13 protein-coding genes and 2 pseudogenes are annotated in these 20,125 nt (G+C 47.4%); all 15 read left to right on the plus strand.

Translation table 11 applies throughout. From position 1 onward, the window contains the following. Positions 1-49: 49 nt before the first annotated feature. Positions 50-835, plus strand: a pseudogene (locus LACZS1_RS14195) (DNA translocase FtsK); the annotation flags it as partial. 87 nt (positions 836-922) lie between these two features. Then, positions 923-2,428, plus strand: a pseudogene (locus LACZS1_RS14200) (DNA translocase FtsK); the annotation flags it as partial. Then, on the plus strand, positions 2,425-3,747 hold the full coding sequence (murC, locus tag LACZS1_RS06930) for a UDP-N-acetylmuramate--L-alanine ligase (RefSeq protein WP_070650494.1): 1,323 nt from the start codon (positions 2,425-2,427) through the stop codon (positions 3,745-3,747). The pseudogene LACZS1_RS14200 and the gene murC, both read left to right, overlap by 4 nt. Before the next feature lie 277 nt (positions 3,748-4,024). Then, positions 4,025-5,539 (plus strand): AcpB/EbpR/MafR family transcriptional regulator, encoded by a 1,515-nt coding sequence (locus LACZS1_RS06935; protein WP_070650493.1) that lies wholly within the window; start codon positions 4,025-4,027, stop codon positions 5,537-5,539. Positions 5,540-5,966: 427 nt separating this feature from the next. Beyond that, positions 5,967-9,467 carry a cell surface protein gene (locus LACZS1_RS06940; protein WP_070650492.1) on the plus strand — a complete coding sequence of 1,167 codons (3,501 nt, stop codon included), beginning with the start codon at positions 5,967-5,969 and terminating at the stop codon, positions 9,465-9,467. A 34-nt stretch (positions 9,468-9,501) separates the two neighbouring features. After that, a complete protein-coding gene (locus LACZS1_RS06945; RefSeq protein ID WP_070650491.1) occupies positions 9,502-10,278 on the plus strand; it encodes a WxL domain-containing protein in 777 nt (258 codons plus the stop codon). A gap of 5 nt (positions 10,279-10,283) precedes the next feature. Beyond that, positions 10,284-10,655 (plus strand): hypothetical protein, encoded by a 372-nt coding sequence (locus LACZS1_RS06950; RefSeq protein WP_141753051.1) that lies wholly within the window; start codon positions 10,284-10,286, stop codon positions 10,653-10,655. A gap of 80 nt (positions 10,656-10,735) precedes the next feature. After that, complete coding sequence (locus LACZS1_RS06955; protein WP_070650489.1) at positions 10,736-11,758, plus strand: WxLIP family cell surface protein; 1,023 nt, start codon at positions 10,736-10,738, stop codon at positions 11,756-11,758. A gap of 292 nt (positions 11,759-12,050) precedes the next feature. Next, entirely contained in the window at positions 12,051-12,761 is a 711-nt protein-coding gene (locus LACZS1_RS06960; protein WP_070650488.1) for a Bax inhibitor-1/YccA family protein, read from the plus strand. 172 nt (positions 12,762-12,933) lie between these two features. Continuing rightward, positions 12,934-15,579: a DNA polymerase I gene (gene polA, locus LACZS1_RS06965; RefSeq protein ID WP_070650487.1), complete on the plus strand. Its 2,646-nt coding sequence runs from the start codon at positions 12,934-12,936 to the stop codon at positions 15,577-15,579. An 11-nt stretch (positions 15,580-15,590) separates the two neighbouring features. Then, positions 15,591-16,439: a bifunctional DNA-formamidopyrimidine glycosylase/DNA-(apurinic or apyrimidinic site) lyase gene (mutM, locus tag LACZS1_RS06970; protein ID WP_070650486.1), complete on the plus strand. Its 849-nt coding sequence runs from the start codon at positions 15,591-15,593 to the stop codon at positions 16,437-16,439. Beyond that, positions 16,436-17,038 carry a dephospho-CoA kinase gene (coaE, locus tag LACZS1_RS06975; protein ID WP_070650485.1) on the plus strand — a complete coding sequence of 201 codons (603 nt, stop codon included), beginning with the start codon at positions 16,436-16,438 and terminating at the stop codon, positions 17,036-17,038. Before mutM ends, coaE begins: the two co-directional genes overlap by 4 nt. A 54-nt stretch (positions 17,039-17,092) precedes the next feature. Further along, positions 17,093-17,560, plus strand: coding sequence for a transcriptional regulator NrdR (gene nrdR / locus LACZS1_RS06980; RefSeq protein WP_005687991.1), 468 nt, complete (start codon positions 17,093-17,095; stop codon positions 17,558-17,560). A gap of 68 nt (positions 17,561-17,628) precedes the next feature. Then, positions 17,629-18,978, plus strand: coding sequence for a replication initiation and membrane attachment family protein (locus tag LACZS1_RS06985; RefSeq protein WP_070650484.1), 1,350 nt, complete (start codon positions 17,629-17,631; stop codon positions 18,976-18,978). Then, positions 18,978-19,913, plus strand: coding sequence for a primosomal protein DnaI (gene dnaI, locus LACZS1_RS06990; RefSeq protein WP_070650483.1), 936 nt, complete (start codon positions 18,978-18,980; stop codon positions 19,911-19,913). The genes LACZS1_RS06985 and dnaI overlap by 1 nt, the downstream gene beginning before the upstream one ends. The last annotated feature ends 212 nt before the right edge of the window (positions 19,914-20,125 follow it).

The following is a 20,125-nucleotide window of genomic DNA, read 5'->3' on the forward strand; positions in this document are numbered from 1 at the left end:
ATGCTAAAATGGAGACACTGTAAAAACACGATAAAAAGGGGATTCAATCATGGCACATTATGATGGGCCGGCATTTTTACATCAAAATAACTTGCCAACACCTGAATCCGAATTAACGAATTCGAAATGGAAGCAGCCGCAAGACGAGCCATATCACTTGCCACCGCAGCTGGCGCACGCGCCGAAAAAACCGGTGAATCCGCGAAAAGTCGCAGAAGCGCAGGCAGATTTGCGGGCCATGAGCCATCCGCTGCCAAGCCATGATCGCGATCGAATTGCGAGTCTCACAACACCGAATAGTACGGTCCGAACCCTGCCAAAAGAGCGGATTGACTACCAGAAGATCGCGACTGCTTTAAGGCCGGATGAGCAAAGTGTTTATCTTTTTGTGGGTCATGGCACCAAGCCAAGTAAGCAGATTGAAGCTGATTCATTAGCCATTGCGGTGACACCATCGGAATCTGTTAGCGAAGAAGAAGGGGCGTCAGCGACAACTTCAACTACTGCTTCCGAGCCAGTTGCCAGCGACCCAGCCGCGGCTGTTCATGAGGCAAGCGAACCGCAGAAGCCGCATGCCGTTGCAGCAGCAGCTGCTAAACCAGTTGAGCCGCAGCCGACGTCTGACGCAGAGGTGCAAGCCACGACTGAAGAAGACGTTAAACCTGCACCGTCAGTGGAAGTTTCATCAATGCCGAAGACGCCATCCGCCAATGTCGGACAAGAGACGAAACCGCATGGGCCTAATAGCCGCAAAGCTGCCCGAATCGAAGCGTTAAGACGCAAGCACGAAGCCAAAAAACTACGCAAGGCGTTAGCAGCACAGAAGGCCAAGTCGTTGGCAAGCAAGGATGCCGAAAGTGCACGGTCAGCGCCGTCAATACCGGAAGCACGAGGCGCAAGCGAGGCGTCTACAGCACATTTGCAATCAGGGACAGCCGGGCTGCCTGCGTCAATGACAGCCTCGGAGCACCCCGTTACAGCGGTTAGCGCAGATGATGATGCCACCACAGAGACTATCCCGCCATTAAGCTTACTGTCGCCGCCAGTTGTGGCTGATCAGGCAGCCCAGCGTGACTGGGTTCAGCAACAGCGCCAACGACTCGATCAAACACTTCAAGCCTTTAACGTCGACGCACATGTGGTCGCCGATACGATTGGGCCAACAGTGACGCAATTTCAGGTCAGTTTGGCAAGCGGGGTCAAGGTTAGCAAAATCACCAACTTGAACGATGATCTTAAACTGGCATTAGCGGCCAAAGACATCCGGATTGAAGCTCCGATTCCCGGGAAAAATACGGTTGGCATCGAAATCCCCAATTTGAAACCGCGACCGGTCATGCTGCGGGAAGTGCTCGATACCCCAGCCTTTCAGCAGGCAAAATCGCCATTGACCATTGCACTTGGGGTTGATCTTTTTGGTCAGCCAGTTGTTACGAATCTCGCCAAAATGCCGCACGGATTGATTGCCGGTGCGACCGGATCGGGTAAGTCGGTTTTTATCAATAGTTTGCTGGTTTCGTTGTTGTATAAAGCCACGCCACAGCAAGTGCGCTTACTTTTGATTGATCCTAAGGCCGTTGAGCTGGCTGGATACAATGGCTTACCACATCTGGTGTCGCCGGTTATTTCCGATCCTAAAGCTGCCAGCGCGGCGTTAAAGTGGGTTGTCACCACGATGAATGATCGTTATAAGAAGCTGGCAGCGGCTGGTGTTCGTAATCTGGAACAGTTTAATGCGAAGGCTAAACGTCATCAGGAATATAACCAAGTGTTACCGTATTTGGTCATTATCATTGATGAGTTGGCGGATTTGATGTTAGCGGCTGGCAGCGAGATTCAAGACGACATTGCCCGGATCACCGCCAAAGCGCGCGCGGCGGGTATTCACTTACTGGTTGCCACGCAACGTCCTAGTGTTGATGTGATCACCGGTACGATTAAGAATAATATTCCAACACGGATCGCCTTCATGACCGCCAGTCAAATTGACTCGCGGACCATTATCGATACCGCTGGCGCAGAACGGCTTTTAGGCCGCGGCGACATGTTGTACTTAGGTAACGGTGCCAGTCAGCCGATTCGCCTGCAAGGTACGTTCGTTGATCGGGAAATCGACCAAATTGTGGATTATGTAAAGGCACGGCAAGGACCGCGGTACTTATTTGATCCAGCAGGACTTGTCAAGTCGGCTGAAGCCGAAGCCAGCAATGCCCATGAAGATGAGCTTATGCCCGATGTTTTGGACTACCTGGCCGGTGAGCGCCACATTTCGACATCTAAACTGCAGCGCGTCTTTTCAATCGGGTATAATCGCGCGGCGAATCTCATTGATACGCTGGAAGCTCGGCATCTGGTGTCAGCAGCTAAAGGCGCCAAACCGCGTGAAGTTTATTACACACAAGCAAAGAAAGAGGAACAATCGTCATGACAGAGGCAACCTATTATTTTATCGGTATCAAAGGCTCAGGAATGAGCGCATTGGCATTGGTGTTACATGATTTAGGCCACAAAGTGCTGGGGAGTGACATCACCCAGTACACGTTTACCCAAAAAGGTTTGGCAGCCGCCGGGATTACCATGCTGCCATTTGATCCTGCCAATTTGAAGCCAGGCTATACCGTCATCGCCGGCAACAGTTTTACCGACGATCATCCGGAAATCAAACAGGCCAAGACGATGGGGCTGACCATTTATCGCTACCATGAGTTCCTCGGCCAATTGATTAAGGGTTATACCAGCATCGGGGTTGCCGGTGCCCACGGCAAAACCAGTACAACGGGGTTGCTGGCTCACACGTTAAGTGGTGTTGCCAAAACCAGTTATTTGATCGGTGATGGTACCGGCAAAGGGGTGCGCGATTCAAAATTCTTTGTTTTTGAAGCAGACGAATATCGGCGGCATTTTCTGGCCTATCATCCCGATTATATGATCATGACGAACATCGACTTTGATCATCCCGACTATTATCACGGCTTTGAAGATGTTTACGATGCATTCGAAACCGAGGCTAACCAAGTTCAAAAAGCAATCGTTGCCTGGGGTGATGATCCATGGCTGCGCAAATTAAAGGCCAAAGTGCCGGTTTATTATTATGGCACCAGCGATCGGGACGATTTTCAGGCGCGGAACGTGGATCGCGAGACTAAAGGCAGCAGTTTTGATGCGTATTTCCACGATCAGCTGATCGGTCATTTCTTTGTTCCGTTGTTTGGTGAACATAGTGTGCTTAACGCGTTGGCTGTCGTTGCGGTGGCGCATATGGAGAAACTTGATGCCGGGTTGATTGCCCGTGAGCTGGGAAACTTCGGTGGCGTCAAACGGCGCTTTGCCGAAAAGGATCTCAAGGATATGATCATCGTGGATGATTATGCCCACCACCCCAATGAGATTAAGGCCACGCTGGATGCGGCCCGCCAAAAGTATCCTGATAAAGCGATCATTGCGGTTTTCCAACCCCATACTTATAGCCGAACCAAAGCTTATGAACCACAGTATGTTCAAGTGCTGAGCCAGGCCGACCAGACATTCCTGACACCGATTTTCAGTTCTGCGCGTGAAAAAAATGGCAACATTCGATCAGAGGACGTCGTGGCCCAAATCAAAGGCGCTGCGGTGATCCATCAGGAAGATATGCGGCCGCTGCTTAAGTTCCATCACGCGGTTGTTGTGTTCATGGGCGCCGGCGATATTCAAAAGTACGAAAAAGCTTATGAGTCACTGCTCAATGAAGAATCATTCACTAAATGACTAAAATGTCGATCAACTAATTTCATCAATTTCATTGTTGATGCTTCCCAATATAAGCGCTGTATCTGAGAAAAAGACAGATTGCTTATATTGGGTTTTTGTTTGGCTAAAAATAGTACTAGGATTACTTTTATTACAAAAGTGGTCATCTAATGTCGATAAGGCAGTAAAAGAACAAAAAGCAGCCTGACATGATAGCGTCATCATGTTAATATGATTAAATATTAATGAACGATTCCTTAGAACAGTCCGATGGCAAGATCGCGAGGCGAATAGCATGGATCTGTATGATTTCATTGAAAGCAACGAAGCTAGAGATGTGAAGCTGTTACAGTTACTTTTGACAGCGGGAACACATGGCTGTTCCTACCCACGATTACTTGAAAATTTACAGGTGACACCAAGTACACTTGCTGCCACTGTGGCATCCTTGCAACAACGGCTGCAGACATTTGATGAAGCAGCTCAGGTTAGGCAATGCAACGAAGGGAAAGGGCGCAGGCTCTTTTTGGAAACGCAAAAACCGGTTTTGTTTGATGACTTGTATCGGAAACTTTTACGACAGTCAAAGGAATATCAAATCTTGGCGGCGCTGCTGGAAAAAGGCAAGTGTCGGATTGACGAGTTTGCTTCCCAGTTGTACATGAGTAAAGCAGCTGTGTTTCGCAAAATCAAACAATTGAATGACGCGTTGCGGCCCAACGCGATCAAAATTAAAAATGGCACGTTGGTTGGCTCGGAGGTTGAAATTCGCTATTTATATTATCAACTGGTTTTAAATAGTTATGATAGCGAAGAGCTTGCAGCCTTGACACGGACTTTTTCGGTTCGTCGCTACATCAGGAGATTCGAAGCACAAGCAAAAGTTAAATTTTCCGCTCATGGCGAAATCAAGCTTTGCGTTTGGCTGGATATTGCGCTTAAACGCCATTTTACTTGTAATAAAAAATTTACGGGTATCCCGGAAGAAACACTGCAGCAGCTGGAAACAAACCCGCTTTATCAGATGATTAGAAATTGGTTATTTGATATTGCCAAACAATATGCATTGGCTCTAGATGAATTTGAAGTCTATAACATTTATATTTTTGTCTGTTCGATGGACATCATTGATTTATCAGCAACTGACCTTCATCACGTTGAAAAATATCTAGCACTGGCCTTGCCAAGTGTGCAGCAGCGGAATCAATCTTTTATGGCGACGTTACGCCAAATCAATACGGGATTTGAAATACGTTGTTCAGGTACTTCCAAGATCCACATACACTATTCCTTAAATCAATTACACCACCGAATTCAGTTTTTTCAGGGAGATTTTAGGCTATTGACTCAGTCGTCCGACTTGTTCGCAATCAGCGGTGAGCAGCTACAACACTTAGAAACCTTGGCAAGTGAGCTAGTCACTGTCGTAGCCAAGGGTGACCCTTGCTGTGCTGAGCCTGCAAAGCAGCTTTTTTTAAAGCAGCATTACTTGCGGCTTTTAATGGTGACCCATGTTCAAATCGCTAAACCGGTTCGAATCGGCCTTCTCCTGCATGGCGACTGGTTAGTGACATCTGCGTTAATGGCTCGCTTGAAGCTGGCATTGGCGGGCATATGCTCAATCGTCTTCGAAATTGCGGAACGACCGATGACATATGACTTACTGATTACCAGTTCCAAATTGTCGTCAGCCAGAGTGGCTGCTAAATATTATTACCAAATCAATGAAGTTGCAACAACATACGATATTGATCAAATCAAATCTTTGTTAAGCAGCATTATTTGCGAGCAGTCGGCCATACCAAGGTAATTTTGAAAAGGCAGCGCGAATCTTAGTTGTGTTTTGATTAATGATTTGTGATATTTAGATGAGTCCTTAAAAAGATATTTAGCATTTATAAAATATAACCAGATTCATTCAAACTGCGTACGCATAAAGGAAAATTGTTTAAATTAATTAGAAGAAATTAATATATGTGATAAATATAAAAGCAATACAAAAGTCGAAATTTAAGACTCCAAAATTCATAATACCCAAAAATGTGAAATTTATGAGATCATCAAGATCTATAAAATTAGTTTTTGTAACATTCAGTGTTACACAATTGGAAATTATGAAAGGAGTGATAAAGGCGCCGTCAAAGCACATAAGATGGTGTTTCGTGCTATTAGCGCTGTTTACCGGTGTATGTGTCAGTTGCGTATTTTTGGCGTTTGAGGAGCAAGGCAATCCAAAAATGCAGTTTAAAGACCGGATTGCGAATACGGTTAAAGCCGCTGATCACCGTAAGACCGGAACTACACAGTATGGCAAGCTGAAGCAACCAGCGATGGTGCCTTTAAGCAAAACGGCCAGCCCAGCCTTATCAGCAAGACTGCTACTGTCCGGGGCAAGAATTGAGGGACAGGATGCAGTTTTTACATTAGGCGAGTATTTTAGTACCCAGACAAGATCGCGGTGGATGAAGGGTGCTTATGAAGCTGATGGCACCAGTGTCCCATATTCCAATTCGAATATTTGGCCAACAATTCCTGACAAGGTCCAGAGCGCGACACGGCAAATGGGTTTGAATGAACCCAATAAGCGAATTGACGTGTTGTACAACAAGCAACAGATTGATTTGTTGTTTCATTCACGCACAGGCAAAGTGACGGGCGTTGGCTCGGCAACTGCCAAATATGGCAATGCCATTATTGTTAATGGCCGAGAAACGTCGACAAATCGTAATGCCATGGGCGTTTTGTCCTTGGTTGACAGTGATCCGGATGGGGTTTTAAAAGTGATTGCCACTTCTGGCGGTAGTAGTGACAATGGAAAAATCAATTCAAACTTTGGGGACAAATTTTATGGTCGGTTTGAATATATTTCGATGCGGGATCACAAATTTTTGAATTTAGGCTTTTTTCAAGACAATACCGCGGGTGCAACCGGGAATACCAGGAAGCAGGACTTTTTGAATCAGTGGGGCTTAAATCGCGTGCAACCTGTTCAACTGGGCGACATCATTAAAGTGGAAAATGTTGAAGGAAAAATCAGCTATGCCAAAGATTCACAGGTGCATACGTTGTCGGAAGCTGAATATCCCAATATTAAGAAAGCAGTTTTCTTTCAAATTACGAAACAAGGGTTTAAACCGATGAAAGTGAACCAGCTTGAAACCAGAGTTGTCGATGTGCCACAAAACGCGACCGATGCAGAATTGGATGCAACGTTCCCTAAAGCGCTCGGCATTAAATACAATATCGTTGCTAAGCGGTTTAGAACCCGACCGGATGTTAGCAAGCCCGGTAAAACCAAAGCATTCGTCCGAACTTTTGAAGTGTTAGAAGAAGATCGCGTTGCGGATTTTGATTATGAAGTCGAATTAAATGTGATTCCGGCTGGCGATATTAAAGCTAGGGACGGTCATTTTGTTCTAGGTGAACAGTGGCGAGCGAAAAATTTAAAACGCATGTTTGTCAGCGCCAACCAACTTGACGGTACCCCGGTTGCGTGGGTGGATGATCAAATCGAATTGGTGCTACCGCAGGCAATAAAGGACAAGCTGAATGCCAATAATAGGCGGATTGACGTGCTGTTCCAGAAGTTGCCGGCGCCATTTCTATTCAACTCGAATACGGGTCACATTCAATCCACGCAGACAGCAACGGCAACTTATGGTAACGCCATTGTTATTCGTGGCCAGGGTGACGAAGCTGGTCAATCGCGTGATGCCGGTGGTGCATACGGGTTGTTGAATGATGACGGCTTAAAAGTCATCGCTACATCCGGTGCTTCCAATGACAATGACCCACTCAATGACCAGTTTAAGGGGAAACCATTCGCCGCGATTGCCCATGTTGATATGAAACAGGCAACCACCAAGAACCTGTCAAAAGAACCACTCAACTGGTTTAATGGTGATGCTAAGAAACAAGACTTTCTGAATGCGTGGGGCAACAATCGTGAATTGCCGGTCGAACCGGGTGATGTCATCATCGCGGCCAATGAAGCAGGTAAAATTGGTTATACTCAAGATTCGAAAGAACAGTCACTGGCGGCGATTAATCGCCCCAAGGAGCTTTATTTTGAAATTACCGATAAAGGTTATCGACCACTGCAGGTGAATCAGTTAAAACCACAAAACGTCAATATCCCTGTTCACGCCACTCAAGATGAAATGGATCTGCGGCTGAGTGAATTTTTTAAATTACCATCCAAAGCCAAGCTGACAATCAAACGTTATGAAAGTAACCCTGACGTCGGTAAAGTCGGCAAAGCATCGGCAAAAGTAGTCGTTTCCGAAAAATTAATGAGTGGTAAAGAAGTTGAAGCCACCTATGATGTGCAGGTTCAAGTCGTGAAGCGAGCCACTTTTGCGACTCGGCCAATCACCTTTAATTTAGGTGAAACGGTCACGATGGAGAAATTAGGTGCGATGCTTGCGTCGGCTAAAGAGTACGATGACCGCGACATCAAGTGGGGTGATCAGAAACTCTCGATTAATCGGCCGCAAGCCATTGATAAGCTGTTGAATCCTAAGAATCAACGCTTGACCAAAATTGGTAATCCCATTGATGTGACGATGCGTTTTGATGCCAGCACCGGGAGCGTCTTGTCGACCAACACTATGAAAGTCGGGTATGGTCATGCGATTGCCATTAAGGGTTACGAAATGACCCCTCGTACTGCTGGCGGTGTCATGGCCCTTGTCAAGGAACAGAATCAGTGGCAAATCGTGGCAACGGATGGCCTTGATGCTGACAATCATGCCGTGCACAATCGTTTCCCCAAAGAGCAGTATTTAAACGTGGCACTTTACGCAAGTGGCGGTGCTATGTTGACGATTTACGACCAAAAACAACTTGCTGCCGAGATGACCGCAACAGGCGACACGCCAAAGCAACAATTACTGGATCAATGGGGTAAGAACCGGATCGCCCCAACTAATCCCGGCGACGTGCTCGCCGTGGAACACGCTGAAAACAAAGTAAGTTGGATGCAAGACGGGGTTGCCCAAAATATGCCCAAACGTCTGAATAAAAAGGAATGGCTGTTTGAAGTCACCGATAAAGGTTATCGATTGTTAGATTTAAATCAAATGGTTTTCCCAGCGTTAACATTTGAAAACCATACGGATCCATCGAAGGTCGAACAGGTTGTTAGAAGTGAAGTTGCCAAGCAACAGACGTCAGTGAAGGTTGAGTCAATCGACATGCCTGACTTAAAGACGGTTGGGAAAAAGAAAATCAAACTCAAAGTCAGCCAAGCCAGCGTCGCCAAGAATAATCAACGAATTGCCTATGTCTACGAAATTCCAATTGAAGTAACCGAAGGCAGTCTCAGTTTTGTTCAAATGCCTAAAGTGATTGATTTTGGTAGTGTTCGGATTGACGGGAAACGGATTGAAGTTCCTAGAGTAGGCGATCAATCAACCATGACGATTAAAGTCAGAGATGGTCGGAGTCGAAAGACAAGTTGGACCCTAGATGTTCAACAACAGTCGCCATTGACCGACAGCAAGCAGCGAATGGTTAAGCAATCGCTATTGTTTTTCCGTGAAGATGCACATGAATATCCGCTGAAAGTGGGTACGAATCAACGGATTAAGAAAGTTTCCAATGCACAAATCGATCATAGCTTTACTTATGACCCACAAGCAGGATTGCTACTCCGCATACCGGAAAACATGTTTGGTTTTTCGGCTGACACGTATGATTTTAAATTGCAATGGACGTTAGGCGACACGCCAGTCTAAGAAGTAAAGAATTTATTCAGGAGGAAGATGACAAATGAAGACACACACAAAATTAAAGTTCATGGCGCTTGCAGCGTTGACGGTGGGGATGGCAGCGAACTCAGCGGTTGTTCATGCCGACGACGCCCGCACGGTGACAACCGACGGCAGCGTCAAAATTATGCAGTCAGATGCGCCGACCAGGGTTTTAAATCCACTTGACCCAAAAGACAAGACGCCAGGTACGGTGGCTAATGGCGACAACACCAAAAACGCTGGCGGGGAAGGCTTGACGTTAGATTATGTGTCGCAGCTGGATTTTGGCCAGTTAAAGCTGGATCCAAATGCTGCCACAACGGTTTATGCCAAACCTGATCAGTGGACAGGCCAGGATGGCAAAACGATTTCGGTGCCTAATCGCTTCCAGGTGACGGATAAGCGGTTAGGAGCAGACGCTTGGAAGGTTAGCTTGTCGGCATCCGATCTTAAATCAGAGGAAAAGGATAGCCAAGGGAATACGGTCAAGCTGAAGAATGCTTTCATCACGTTGCTGGAAAGCAGCGTTGTGGATGGCCAAGTTCGGGATGCCAGCAACCATTTTGGCCTAAGTAAAGCCATTAAAGTTTATATGGGTGACGGCCAAGCGACTGACGTTTTGGCGGTCAACGACAAGGATGTCGCCAAGGGAACCTTTATTAACCTTTTTAATCCGGCTAAGGCAGGGGAAGGTGTGTCATTGACCGTTCCGGCTGAAAGTTACACGACGAAGGGCTTGAAGTCAGCTGAATTTACCACCAAGTTGACATGGACGCTGACCAGTGCGCCGATTTAGTTAAGATGATGAAGAAAGGTATCAAAGGCTTGTTCCTCATTTTTGCCTTCTTGGTGAACAGTCAACCTGGGCAAGTTGCGGCGTCAGCAACCTTTGAAACCGAAGCGCGCGTCCAGATCGTTGTTGACGCATCCGATTTACATGATGAAACGTTGCCATTGCCTGACTTTAAGCCGCAACAACTTATGAGCGCGAAAATGACCGAATCTGGATCGCCGTCATCGCGTGCTGACAGTGGAAATGAACGATATCTGCCTAACCTAAACGAATTGATAAAAAATGGTTTGATGGTTTGGGGCAGCGGCATTCTCTTAATTGCGAGTTTAATGTTTGGTCGGAAAAAGGGTACGGATCGATTAACTTTAAAGAAAGGATAAGACCCAATGCAAATAGCGGCGTCTGACAAGCTTAGTGTTGGCGCGGCAACTAACCTTTTGGGCTGGTTTCAAGACGAAGAATGATTAGGAAAAATGGGCTTTTGTTGAGCTTGGTTTTAGGATTGGTTGTTTTTTGGATTGGCGTGCACCCACAACAGGTGTTGGCTGCCGACGAAGCCGGGTTTACCGTTAAAACGGTTTTGCCGGCTAACCAGCGGGATACAAGTCAGACATATTTTGATTTGCGGGTCTCGCCGAATCAGGAGCAGGATCTAGAGGTCGTGATTCAAAACCGCAACACAGCACCTTTGACAGTTTTGCTGGCTGCCCACTCAGCTTTCACCAATGATAACGGGGTCGTTGAATACGGCAAGTCTCCTAAACCGGCTGATTCGACTTTACCGGTCAACCTGCAGGACATTGTGACGTTGCCGGCTGAAGTGACGATTCCTGCCTTGAGCCAACAAACGGTTAAGATTCACCTAAAAATGCCGGCCAAGCCTTTCTCAGGAACGGTGCTTGGCGGGTTACAGTTCAAGGCCAAGCCTGATGATAAAGGCAACGAAAAAGGTGCTGTAACCAATCGCTATGTTTATGCAGTCGGCTTAATGTTGTCAGAATCCGATCAGCCGGTCGTACCGGATTTGAAATTGCGGCAGGTGGCGGCGGATAACGACCACGGCCAGCCGGCAATTCGGGCTAACATCCAGAACTTTGAAGCGGCTATCCTACGCAATTTGCATGTGAACGGTTATCTTTATCGCCAGTCAGGGGGAAAAGCGCTTTATCGATCCGAAAAAAGTCGCATCAACATGGCGCCGAACTCCAATTTTAATTTCAAGTTGAATCTTGATAAAGGACCGTTGATACCGGGAAAATATCGACTTAAGCTGATTGCCAAGGGAGGCGGGCGCACGTGGAACCTGACGCGGACGTTTACCATTTCCAAGAAAGATGCCGATAAGTTACACGCGTTATCTAAACCAGAGACCCCAGCAGCGTCGATACCGTGGTACTTGATTCTCATCGGCGGCATTGTGTTAGGCATCAGTCTTTATGTCGGATTCAAGAAAATTCAGTCAATTTGCCGCCGAAAACGGTAACCTGACTTACCAACTCTGTTCAATGACGAAGTTGCCTGAATGAGATTGAAAATTATTGCCGTAAGTTAAGAAAGAAGGCCTCCTCGCACTCGTTCTAGAGTGAATGAGGAGGCTTTTTGCTGTTTATCTGCGTCATTAAACGTTACAATCAAATTACTGCACTTCAAGATATTGAGAGCATTATCGGCCGTCAAGCCCAGTGGCACAAGATAAGATCGGTCGTTGGACGGACTGACAAATGCTACAATAGCAGTTATAATAGATACAGATAGTTGAAAGGAATGAACGCAATATGCAAGAACGCCGCGTTGTGAACGAGGCCGGCTTAACACAGTTCTTCTCCCGCATCTACACGTTGATGGGAAGCGGGCTGGTTGTGACGGCGCTCGTCAGTTATTTACTTGGAGTTACTTTTAAAACAGATTATACGAACTTTGTAGGGGCACATCCGATTGTTTTCTGGATTATGCTTGCTTTGCCGCTGATTTTATCCTTCTTTGTCACCGGACGACGCGCCCAGGCAAGTGCGGGTTATGCAACGTTGATGTTTTATCTGATGTCCGCAAGCTTTGGCTTTACCTTTGCAATGGTTGCAATGGTCGCACGGACTTCGAACATGGCAGTTGCTTTGGCAACAACGGCGGTGGTCTTCCTCGTCATGTCGATGGTTGGCCATTTTGGCAAGCGTGATCTCAGCAAGGCTGGCAACATTGCCTTTGTTGCGTTGTTTGGCGTGATCATCATGTCCTTGGTCAACATGTTTATGGGTTCGAATGGTCTGCAGATGCTGATCTCCTATGCAATCTTGATTATCTTCATCGTCTTGACCGCTTGGGATACGCAACGTTTAAAGAACCTGTACCTGACAACCGGCAGTGACGGTCAGGCGGCAATTTCAGAAAATTCCCTAGCTGTTGTCGGAGCGTTGATGCTCTATCTGGATTTCCTGAACCTATTCACCGCCATTCTGCAGATTCTGGGCGTTGGCAACAATAATAATTAAATGCAATCAAAAGCTGGCCAAGCGCCAGCTTTTTTTCTGTCCAAACCTAAGGCTAGGGGCGCGCACCAAATGTGAACCGTGCGCCACAGAAACTCAGAATTTGGTACAATGATTGTGACAATTAACTCATGACATCTTCAGAGGTGGTCTGAGAAGAAAAGGAAGCTCATATATGACGAGTCAAACTAAATTATTGCTGATTGACGGCAACTCGATTGCGTTTCGCGCTTTTTTTGCCTTATACAATCAGCTCGACCGGTTCACCAATCAGGATGGGCTGCATACAAATGCGATTTACGCGTTCAACAACATGCTGGAAATTGTTTTGAAGTCTGTTCAACCTGACGCGGCGCTGGTTGCCTTTGACGCCGGTAAGACGACGTTTAGAACCGCGAAGTACGCTGATTATAAAAGTGGCCGAGCCAAGACACCAAGCGAGTTATTGGAACAACTGCCGTATATCAAAGAATTGCTTGACGATATGGGCATTCAGCATTATGAATTAAAAGATTACGAAGCTGACGACATTATCGGAACCATGGCGAAGCGGGCAGATGACGCTGGCTGGCAGACAACGATCGTGACCGGTGATCGGGATTTGACCCAGTTGACCACCGATCAGACGACGGTACAGGTGACCGTCAAAGGTGTTAATGAACTTGAAGCGTATACGCCGGAGCATGTTAAAGAAAAGCTGGGAATTACGCCGACACAAATCATCGATCTGAAAGGCTTAATGGGTGACACCTCTGACAATTATCCTGGGGTTACCAAAGTCGGTGAAAAAACCGCATTGAAGTTGCTGAAGCAGTATGGCAGCATTGACAACCTTTATGCGAATATTGACGGGATGAAAACGTCCAAGTTGAAAGAGAATCTGATCAATGATAAGGATAAGGCTTATCTCAGTAAGCAACTTGCCACGATTGATCGCGATGCTCCCGTCACAATCGACCTGGCTGACGTCACTTATTCCGGGCCTGACATAGCTAAATTGCGGGAATTTTATACCAAGATGAACATGAACTCGTTATTGAAAAAGATCGGCGGGGATGTGGCTAAACCCACGCAGCCGGTTCATTTTTCGGTGTTAGACGATAAGTCCATTCTGGCATTGACGAAAATCACGGACCCCCTCACTTTTGAAATCGAAATGTTGGACGACAATTATCATATTGCTGACCAGATTGGCTTTTTTATTGGCACGAAAGACGAAACCTATGTCAGCACGGACGTTTCTTTGCTGACGATTCCGGAAGTTGCCAAGTGGCTAGGTGATTCGAAACGGGATTTGACGGTATTCGATGGCAAGCGCAACATTGTGGCCGCCCATCGCTTAGGATTAAAGTTACCGGACATTGCGTTTGACGTTTTATTGGCTTCTTACTTGATCAATCCGGACGAAAATAGCAATGATTTAGGCAAAATCGCCGAAGACCATGATTATCACGATCTACCGCGGGATGAAGATGTTTATGGCAAAGGAGCCAAGCGTCAGGTTCCGGAAGATAAAAAGCTATTTGCTCAATTTGCCCGCAAGTCGATGGCCCTTTTTGCGTTACGGCCCGACCTAACCGAAGATCTGGCTAAGCAGGAACAGACTGATCTTTTCACGGACATGGAAATGCCATTGGCGCGGGTGTTGGCAGAAATGGAAATTCAGGGAATCACGCTTGATGCCCAGACTTTAAAAGACATGGGCACAGAATTTTCACAAAGTATCAAGGTGCTGGAAGAAAAGATTTATGGTGAGGCCGGCGTCAAGTTCAATCTGAATTCGCCGAAGCAACTGGGCGAAATCCTATTTGAAAAGCTGAATCTGCCGGTCATCAAAAAGACCAAGACAGGTTACTCCACTAGTGTCGATGTCCTAAACGAGCTGAAATCTGCCAGCCCGATTGTCCAAGACATTCTGGATTATCGCGGCTGGTCGAAATTGAATTCGACGTATGTTGTGGGGTTATTGAAGGCGCAAATGCCGGATCACAAGATTCACACTCGTTACTTGCAGACATTAACCCAGACTGGCCGCTTAAGTTCCGTTGATCCGAATATGCAAAACATTCCAGCGCGAGACGAAGGCAAAATTATTCGGAAGGCGTTTGTGCCGTCCCATCCTGATTGGCAGATTTTCAGCTCGGACTATTCGCAAATCGAATTACGCGTGTTGTCCCATATTTCCGGTGACGAAAATATGCAACAAGCTTTTAAAAATGGCGTTGATATTCATGCCAACACTGCGATGAAAATTTTTGGCTTGGATTCACCGGATCAAGTCACGCCGGATATGCGTCGGCAGGCCAAGGCGACGAATTTTGGGATTGTCTACGGTATTAGTGATTATGGGTTAGCACAGAACATCGGGATTTCCCGCAAGCAAGCGAAAGCCTTTATCGATGGTTATTTCGAACAGTATCCCAAGGTTCATGATTACATGGCCAATATGGTTAAAAAGGCACGTGAAGACGGTTACGTCGAGACACTGTTCCATCGCCGCCGCTATTTGCCGCAAATTCATTCACGTAACTTTAATTTACGGAAATTTGCCGAGCGGACCGCGATGAACACGCCGATTCAAGGCAGTGCAGCGGACATTATCAAAGTTGCCATGATTCGCATGCAACAAGCATTAGCCGATGCCCATCTGCAAGCCAAAATGCTGTTGCAGGTTCACGATGAACTTATTTTTGAAGCCCCAACTGCGGAAATGGAGCAGCTTGGCAAGCTCGTGCCTAAAATCATGGACTCTGCCGTACAATTGGACGTGCCATTGAAAGTCGATAGCCACTACGGCCCGACTTGGTTTGATGCGAAATAAGGAGATCGGGAATGCCAGAGTTACCTGAAGTCGAAACGGTTCGCCGTTCATTATTGCCACTTATCAAAAGCAAACGGATCACCGCGATTAGTACGAATTGGGCGAAAATTCTGATTAATGGCTTACCGACTTTTCAAAAAGAGGTCGTGGGCGCTGCTGTCACCACGATTGATCGCCGCGGGAAATACCTGTTGATTCGGCTGAACAACGGCGAAACGATTGTCAGCCATTTACGCATGGAAGGCCGCTATTACGTTGTTAGTGATGCCCATACACCATTTGACAAGCACGATCATGTCACCTTTACGTTCCAGGATGGGAGCCAACTGCGCTACCGGGATTTACGCAAATTTGGCCGCATGCGCTTGATTCACACTGGTCAGGAACAATCAGTACCGGCGTTGGCAAAATTAGGGCCGGAGCCGACCCCTGCGACGTTTGACGAGGCGGCATTTGCCCAAAAACTAAAACGCCATCATAAAGCGATCAAGTCGGTTTTATTGGATCAAACCGTTGTTGCCGGCATCGGTAATATTTATGCAGACGAAGTTTTATGGCTCAGTCGCTTGAACCCGCTGCAGCCAGCTGATACGCTGACCAAAAAAGAAATCCACACTTTACATGATAATATTATCAAGGAGTTAGATGCGGCCATTGCTGCTGGCGGCACCAGCGCTCATACCTATGTTGATGCAGAAGGTAACCGCGGCTCTTTTCAAGATGCCTTGCATGTTTACGATCGGGAAGGGACGCCTTGTGATCGGTGCGGCACACTCATTGTTAAAATCAAAGTCGGCCAACGCGGCACCCACTATTGTCCCCACTGCCAACCTCTGCATCAAAGGAGGCGTCCGGCATGACCTATTTATTAGGCTTGACAGGTGGGATTGCATCGGGCAAATCAACGGTAAGCCGGGTTTTTAAAGCAGCTGGGTTTCCAGTCGTGGATGCAGATGTGATTGCCCGCCGGATTGTCGAACCCGGACGGCCAGCACTCGCCCGTATCGTTCAGGCGTTCGGGCCACAAGTGCTGCGCGAAGATGGTAAGCTTAACCGTGCCAAGCTTGGTGAGATTGTCTTTTCCCAACCGCGGCGTTTAGAGGCACTGAACCAAATTAATCGACCGTACTTGCGCGCGGCGATTAATCAAGCATTAGCCCAGGCAAAAGCCGGCGGTGCTGCGATTGTGATTGGTGACATTCCACTCCTTTACGAAGCCGATTATGTCGATGCATTCGATGGTGTTGCCGTGGTAACCGTTGATCCCAAGGTTCAGTTGGACCGGTTGATGGCCCGAGATGGTCTGACAGAAGCCGAAGCCAAGGAACGGATAGCATCACAGATACCTTTGGCGAAAAAAGCGGCTATGGCTGATTTTGTTATCGATAATAATGGGCGACCGGAAGCAACCATCGCCCAGGCAAAAGCCTTGATTCGTCAGCTGCAGCACCTATCATAAGCGGCGTGCGCGTGCTATAATAAGCTATCAAACTTTGATTAAGAAGGTGGAGTCGTGCAATGTCCCCATTGCCATCATAATAGTTCGCGGGTCGTTGATTCGCGTCCAACAGACGGCGGTCGGGCGATCCGACGCCGACGCGAATGCGAGAATTGCGGGTTTCGCTTCACGACTTTTGAACGAGTCGAGCAAACCCCGTTATTGGTAATTAAGAAAAACGGTACCAGAGAAGAGTTCAATCGTGAGAAGATTCTGAAAGGACTGATCCGGGCGGCAGAAAAACGACCGGTCACCATGGAGCAAATGCAAGGAATCGTTGACTCGGTTGAAAACCAATTGCGGGCGATTGGTGAAAATGAAGTTTCCAGTCAAGCCATTGGCGAGTATGTTATGTCCAAGCTAGCAGATGTTGACGACGTGGCTTATATTCGCTTCGCCAGTGTATATCGGCAGTTCAAAGATATGTCCGTCTTCATGCAAGAGCTTCAGGATATGATGAAGAAGGAAAAGACTAAGAAATAGTGATTGCGAAACAAACGGACCTGGGGCAGTTGTCTCAGGTCCGTTGTCTGAAAAGAGGTGAATTTGCGATGCAGCGTCCGGATACGTTTATGCCACAAGCAGGCTTTGTATTGACCAAGGCCGGTTATTTTAGCGACTTTGATGAAAAGATCGCCATCTCGCTTTATCAACCGCTCGTGGGGCCGATTGCCATGGCGCTTTATCTAAGTCTATGGCAGGAGGTCAAAGACCGCGCTTTGGTGACGGATCGGCGCCCACAACTCTGGCTGTTGGACTTGCTGGATATCGATATTGATCAACTTTTCGTGGCCCGCGTCAAACTGGAAGCAGTTGGCTTATTGCGGACCTATACGCAAGTTGATTCACTTGGACGCTATTATGCCTACGAGCTTTACCCGCCAGTGCGGCCGGATGCCTTTTTTAAAGACGATTTGTTGGGTTTACTGTTGTATGACAAGGTCGGTGAAAAGCGGTATGACGAATTGGTTGCGCAGTTCAGTCTGAAACCGGTTCGCCGCCCGGAATGGCAGGAGATCACAGCAAACTTTTTGGATGTGTTTCGCTTTGACCACAACCTAAGCGGGGAACCAAGTGCGGTGGTTGCGGCCAAAAAAGCAATGGATCAAAATCAGCCTCAGTTACCACGACTTGGTAATGGCGAAGGCTATGACTGGGAACTTCTGCAATCGCTGTTAGCCAACAGCAATATTCAGTCAGGTCAATTAGCTAAACATCAAGAGGCGTTGTATCAAATCGCTGGGTTTTACGGGATTCAACCGCCTGACTTTGCGCGGCTGATCAGTCGCGCAACCGATGTGATGACCGGTAAAATTGACTTGAATGCGCTTCGGCGGCTGGCTGAGCAAAGTTATACCCGTCAGCAGCCACAAACCAAGGCGCAACCAGTAGCAACCAAACCGCCAAAAGTGGCCAGTGCGGACGAGGCGCTGCTAAAAAGAGCGAAAAGTATGCCACCGCGCCAGTTTTTAACCGCAGCCAAACAGGCTAAGAATGACCGGATGTATCCAGCCAATAATGAATTGCGCGCGGTACAGAGCCTGAGTGAACGCAACGTTTTTGATGCGCCTACGATTAATATTTTGATTGATTATATTCTCCGAACAAATGACAGTATCAATCAAGCCTTGATGGATGCCATTGCCAACAGCTGGTTGAAGGCCAATGTGACGAGCCCGGAAGCAGCGTTGCAGCAAATTCATACGTTTGAAGAGCAAAAAGCCACCGGAAAAAGGCGTTTTCAAAGCCCAACCAAAGGCGTGCGGCAGGAGAAGCTGCCAGATTGGGCTAAGGAAGGCTATCAACCCAAGAAGAAAAAAGTCAGTGAGGCAGATCGTCAGACGTTGGCTGCTCAGCTGGAAAAGTTACGGCAACTCGGTGATAAGGGAGGGACGAAGTAATGGAAGATATGCGCAAACGCTTGGCAATGTTAATGGACTCTCGACAGTGGCGGGAGCGGTATTTTAAGATGGTCAAAGCAGCCTTGCAAGATCCTGATGTCCAGACCTTCCTTAAGCAACACGAGGCAGATTTGGCTGATGATGCGATTGATCGCGGCACGGCCAAAATATATGAATTTGTCAGTGAGCGTAACAAGATTGCCCGTGGTGAATTACCATTGGCACCCGGATATCAACCTACGCTGGTCGTTGCCAACGGGCTGATTGATGTTGCGTATGAGCCGACAGATGCAAAGCTTGCGGCTGATGAAGAGGCGAAGCAGGCGTCGCTGGTGACCTCGGTTAATATGCCTAAAGATATTCACGATGCAAGCCTAACGAATTACGATCCGACTGATGAGCGCGTAGATGCGCTTTTGGCCGCAAATCGGTTTGTCTTGGCAGTGGTCGCCGATCCCAAAACATTTCATCAAGGTTTATATCTAAGCGGCCCATTTGGCGTCGGTAAAACCTATTTGCTAGGCGCCATTGCCAATGATCTTGCCAGCAAAGGCGGCATTGCCACAACGCTGATTCATGTCCCGACCTTTGTTGTTGAAATGAAAAGTGCCATTGGCAGTAATACGGTGTTGAAAAAAATCGATAGTGTCAAACGCGCGCAAGTGCTGATGCTTGATGATATTGGTGCCGAAAGTATCAGTCCCTGGGTGCGGGACGATGTGCTTGGCATCATTTTGCAATATCGCATGCAGGAAAAAATGCCGACGCTCTTTAGCTCCAACAAAAGCATGGCCGATTTAACCGAATCTTTGGCCGGAACTGACCGCGGCAATTCCGAGATGCTAAAAGCCCAACGCATCATGGAGCGGATTCGTTTTCTCGCTAAGGAAGTAACGGTTGGCGGAGAAAATCGCCGTAATCCGTTGGCTAATTAAGTGCGATTCAAAAAAGAATAACGCAATTTTCAGAAAACCGCTTGCACCCAGCCGCGCAATGTGGTTCAATGTAGCTATCGAAGACGGAAGCAATAAAGGATCATCCGACAGAGAGCAAGGCCGCGGCTGAAAGTCTTGCAAGATCTGATCCGAACCACTTCTCGAGATTGCCGAAAGGCCCAGTTGCGCAGGTTACGCGTTAATGAAGTGGC

Source organism: Lacticaseibacillus zeae subsp. silagei, assembly GCF_030770335.1.
Lineage (GTDB): Bacteria > Bacillota > Bacilli > Lactobacillales > Lactobacillaceae > Lacticaseibacillus > Lacticaseibacillus zeae.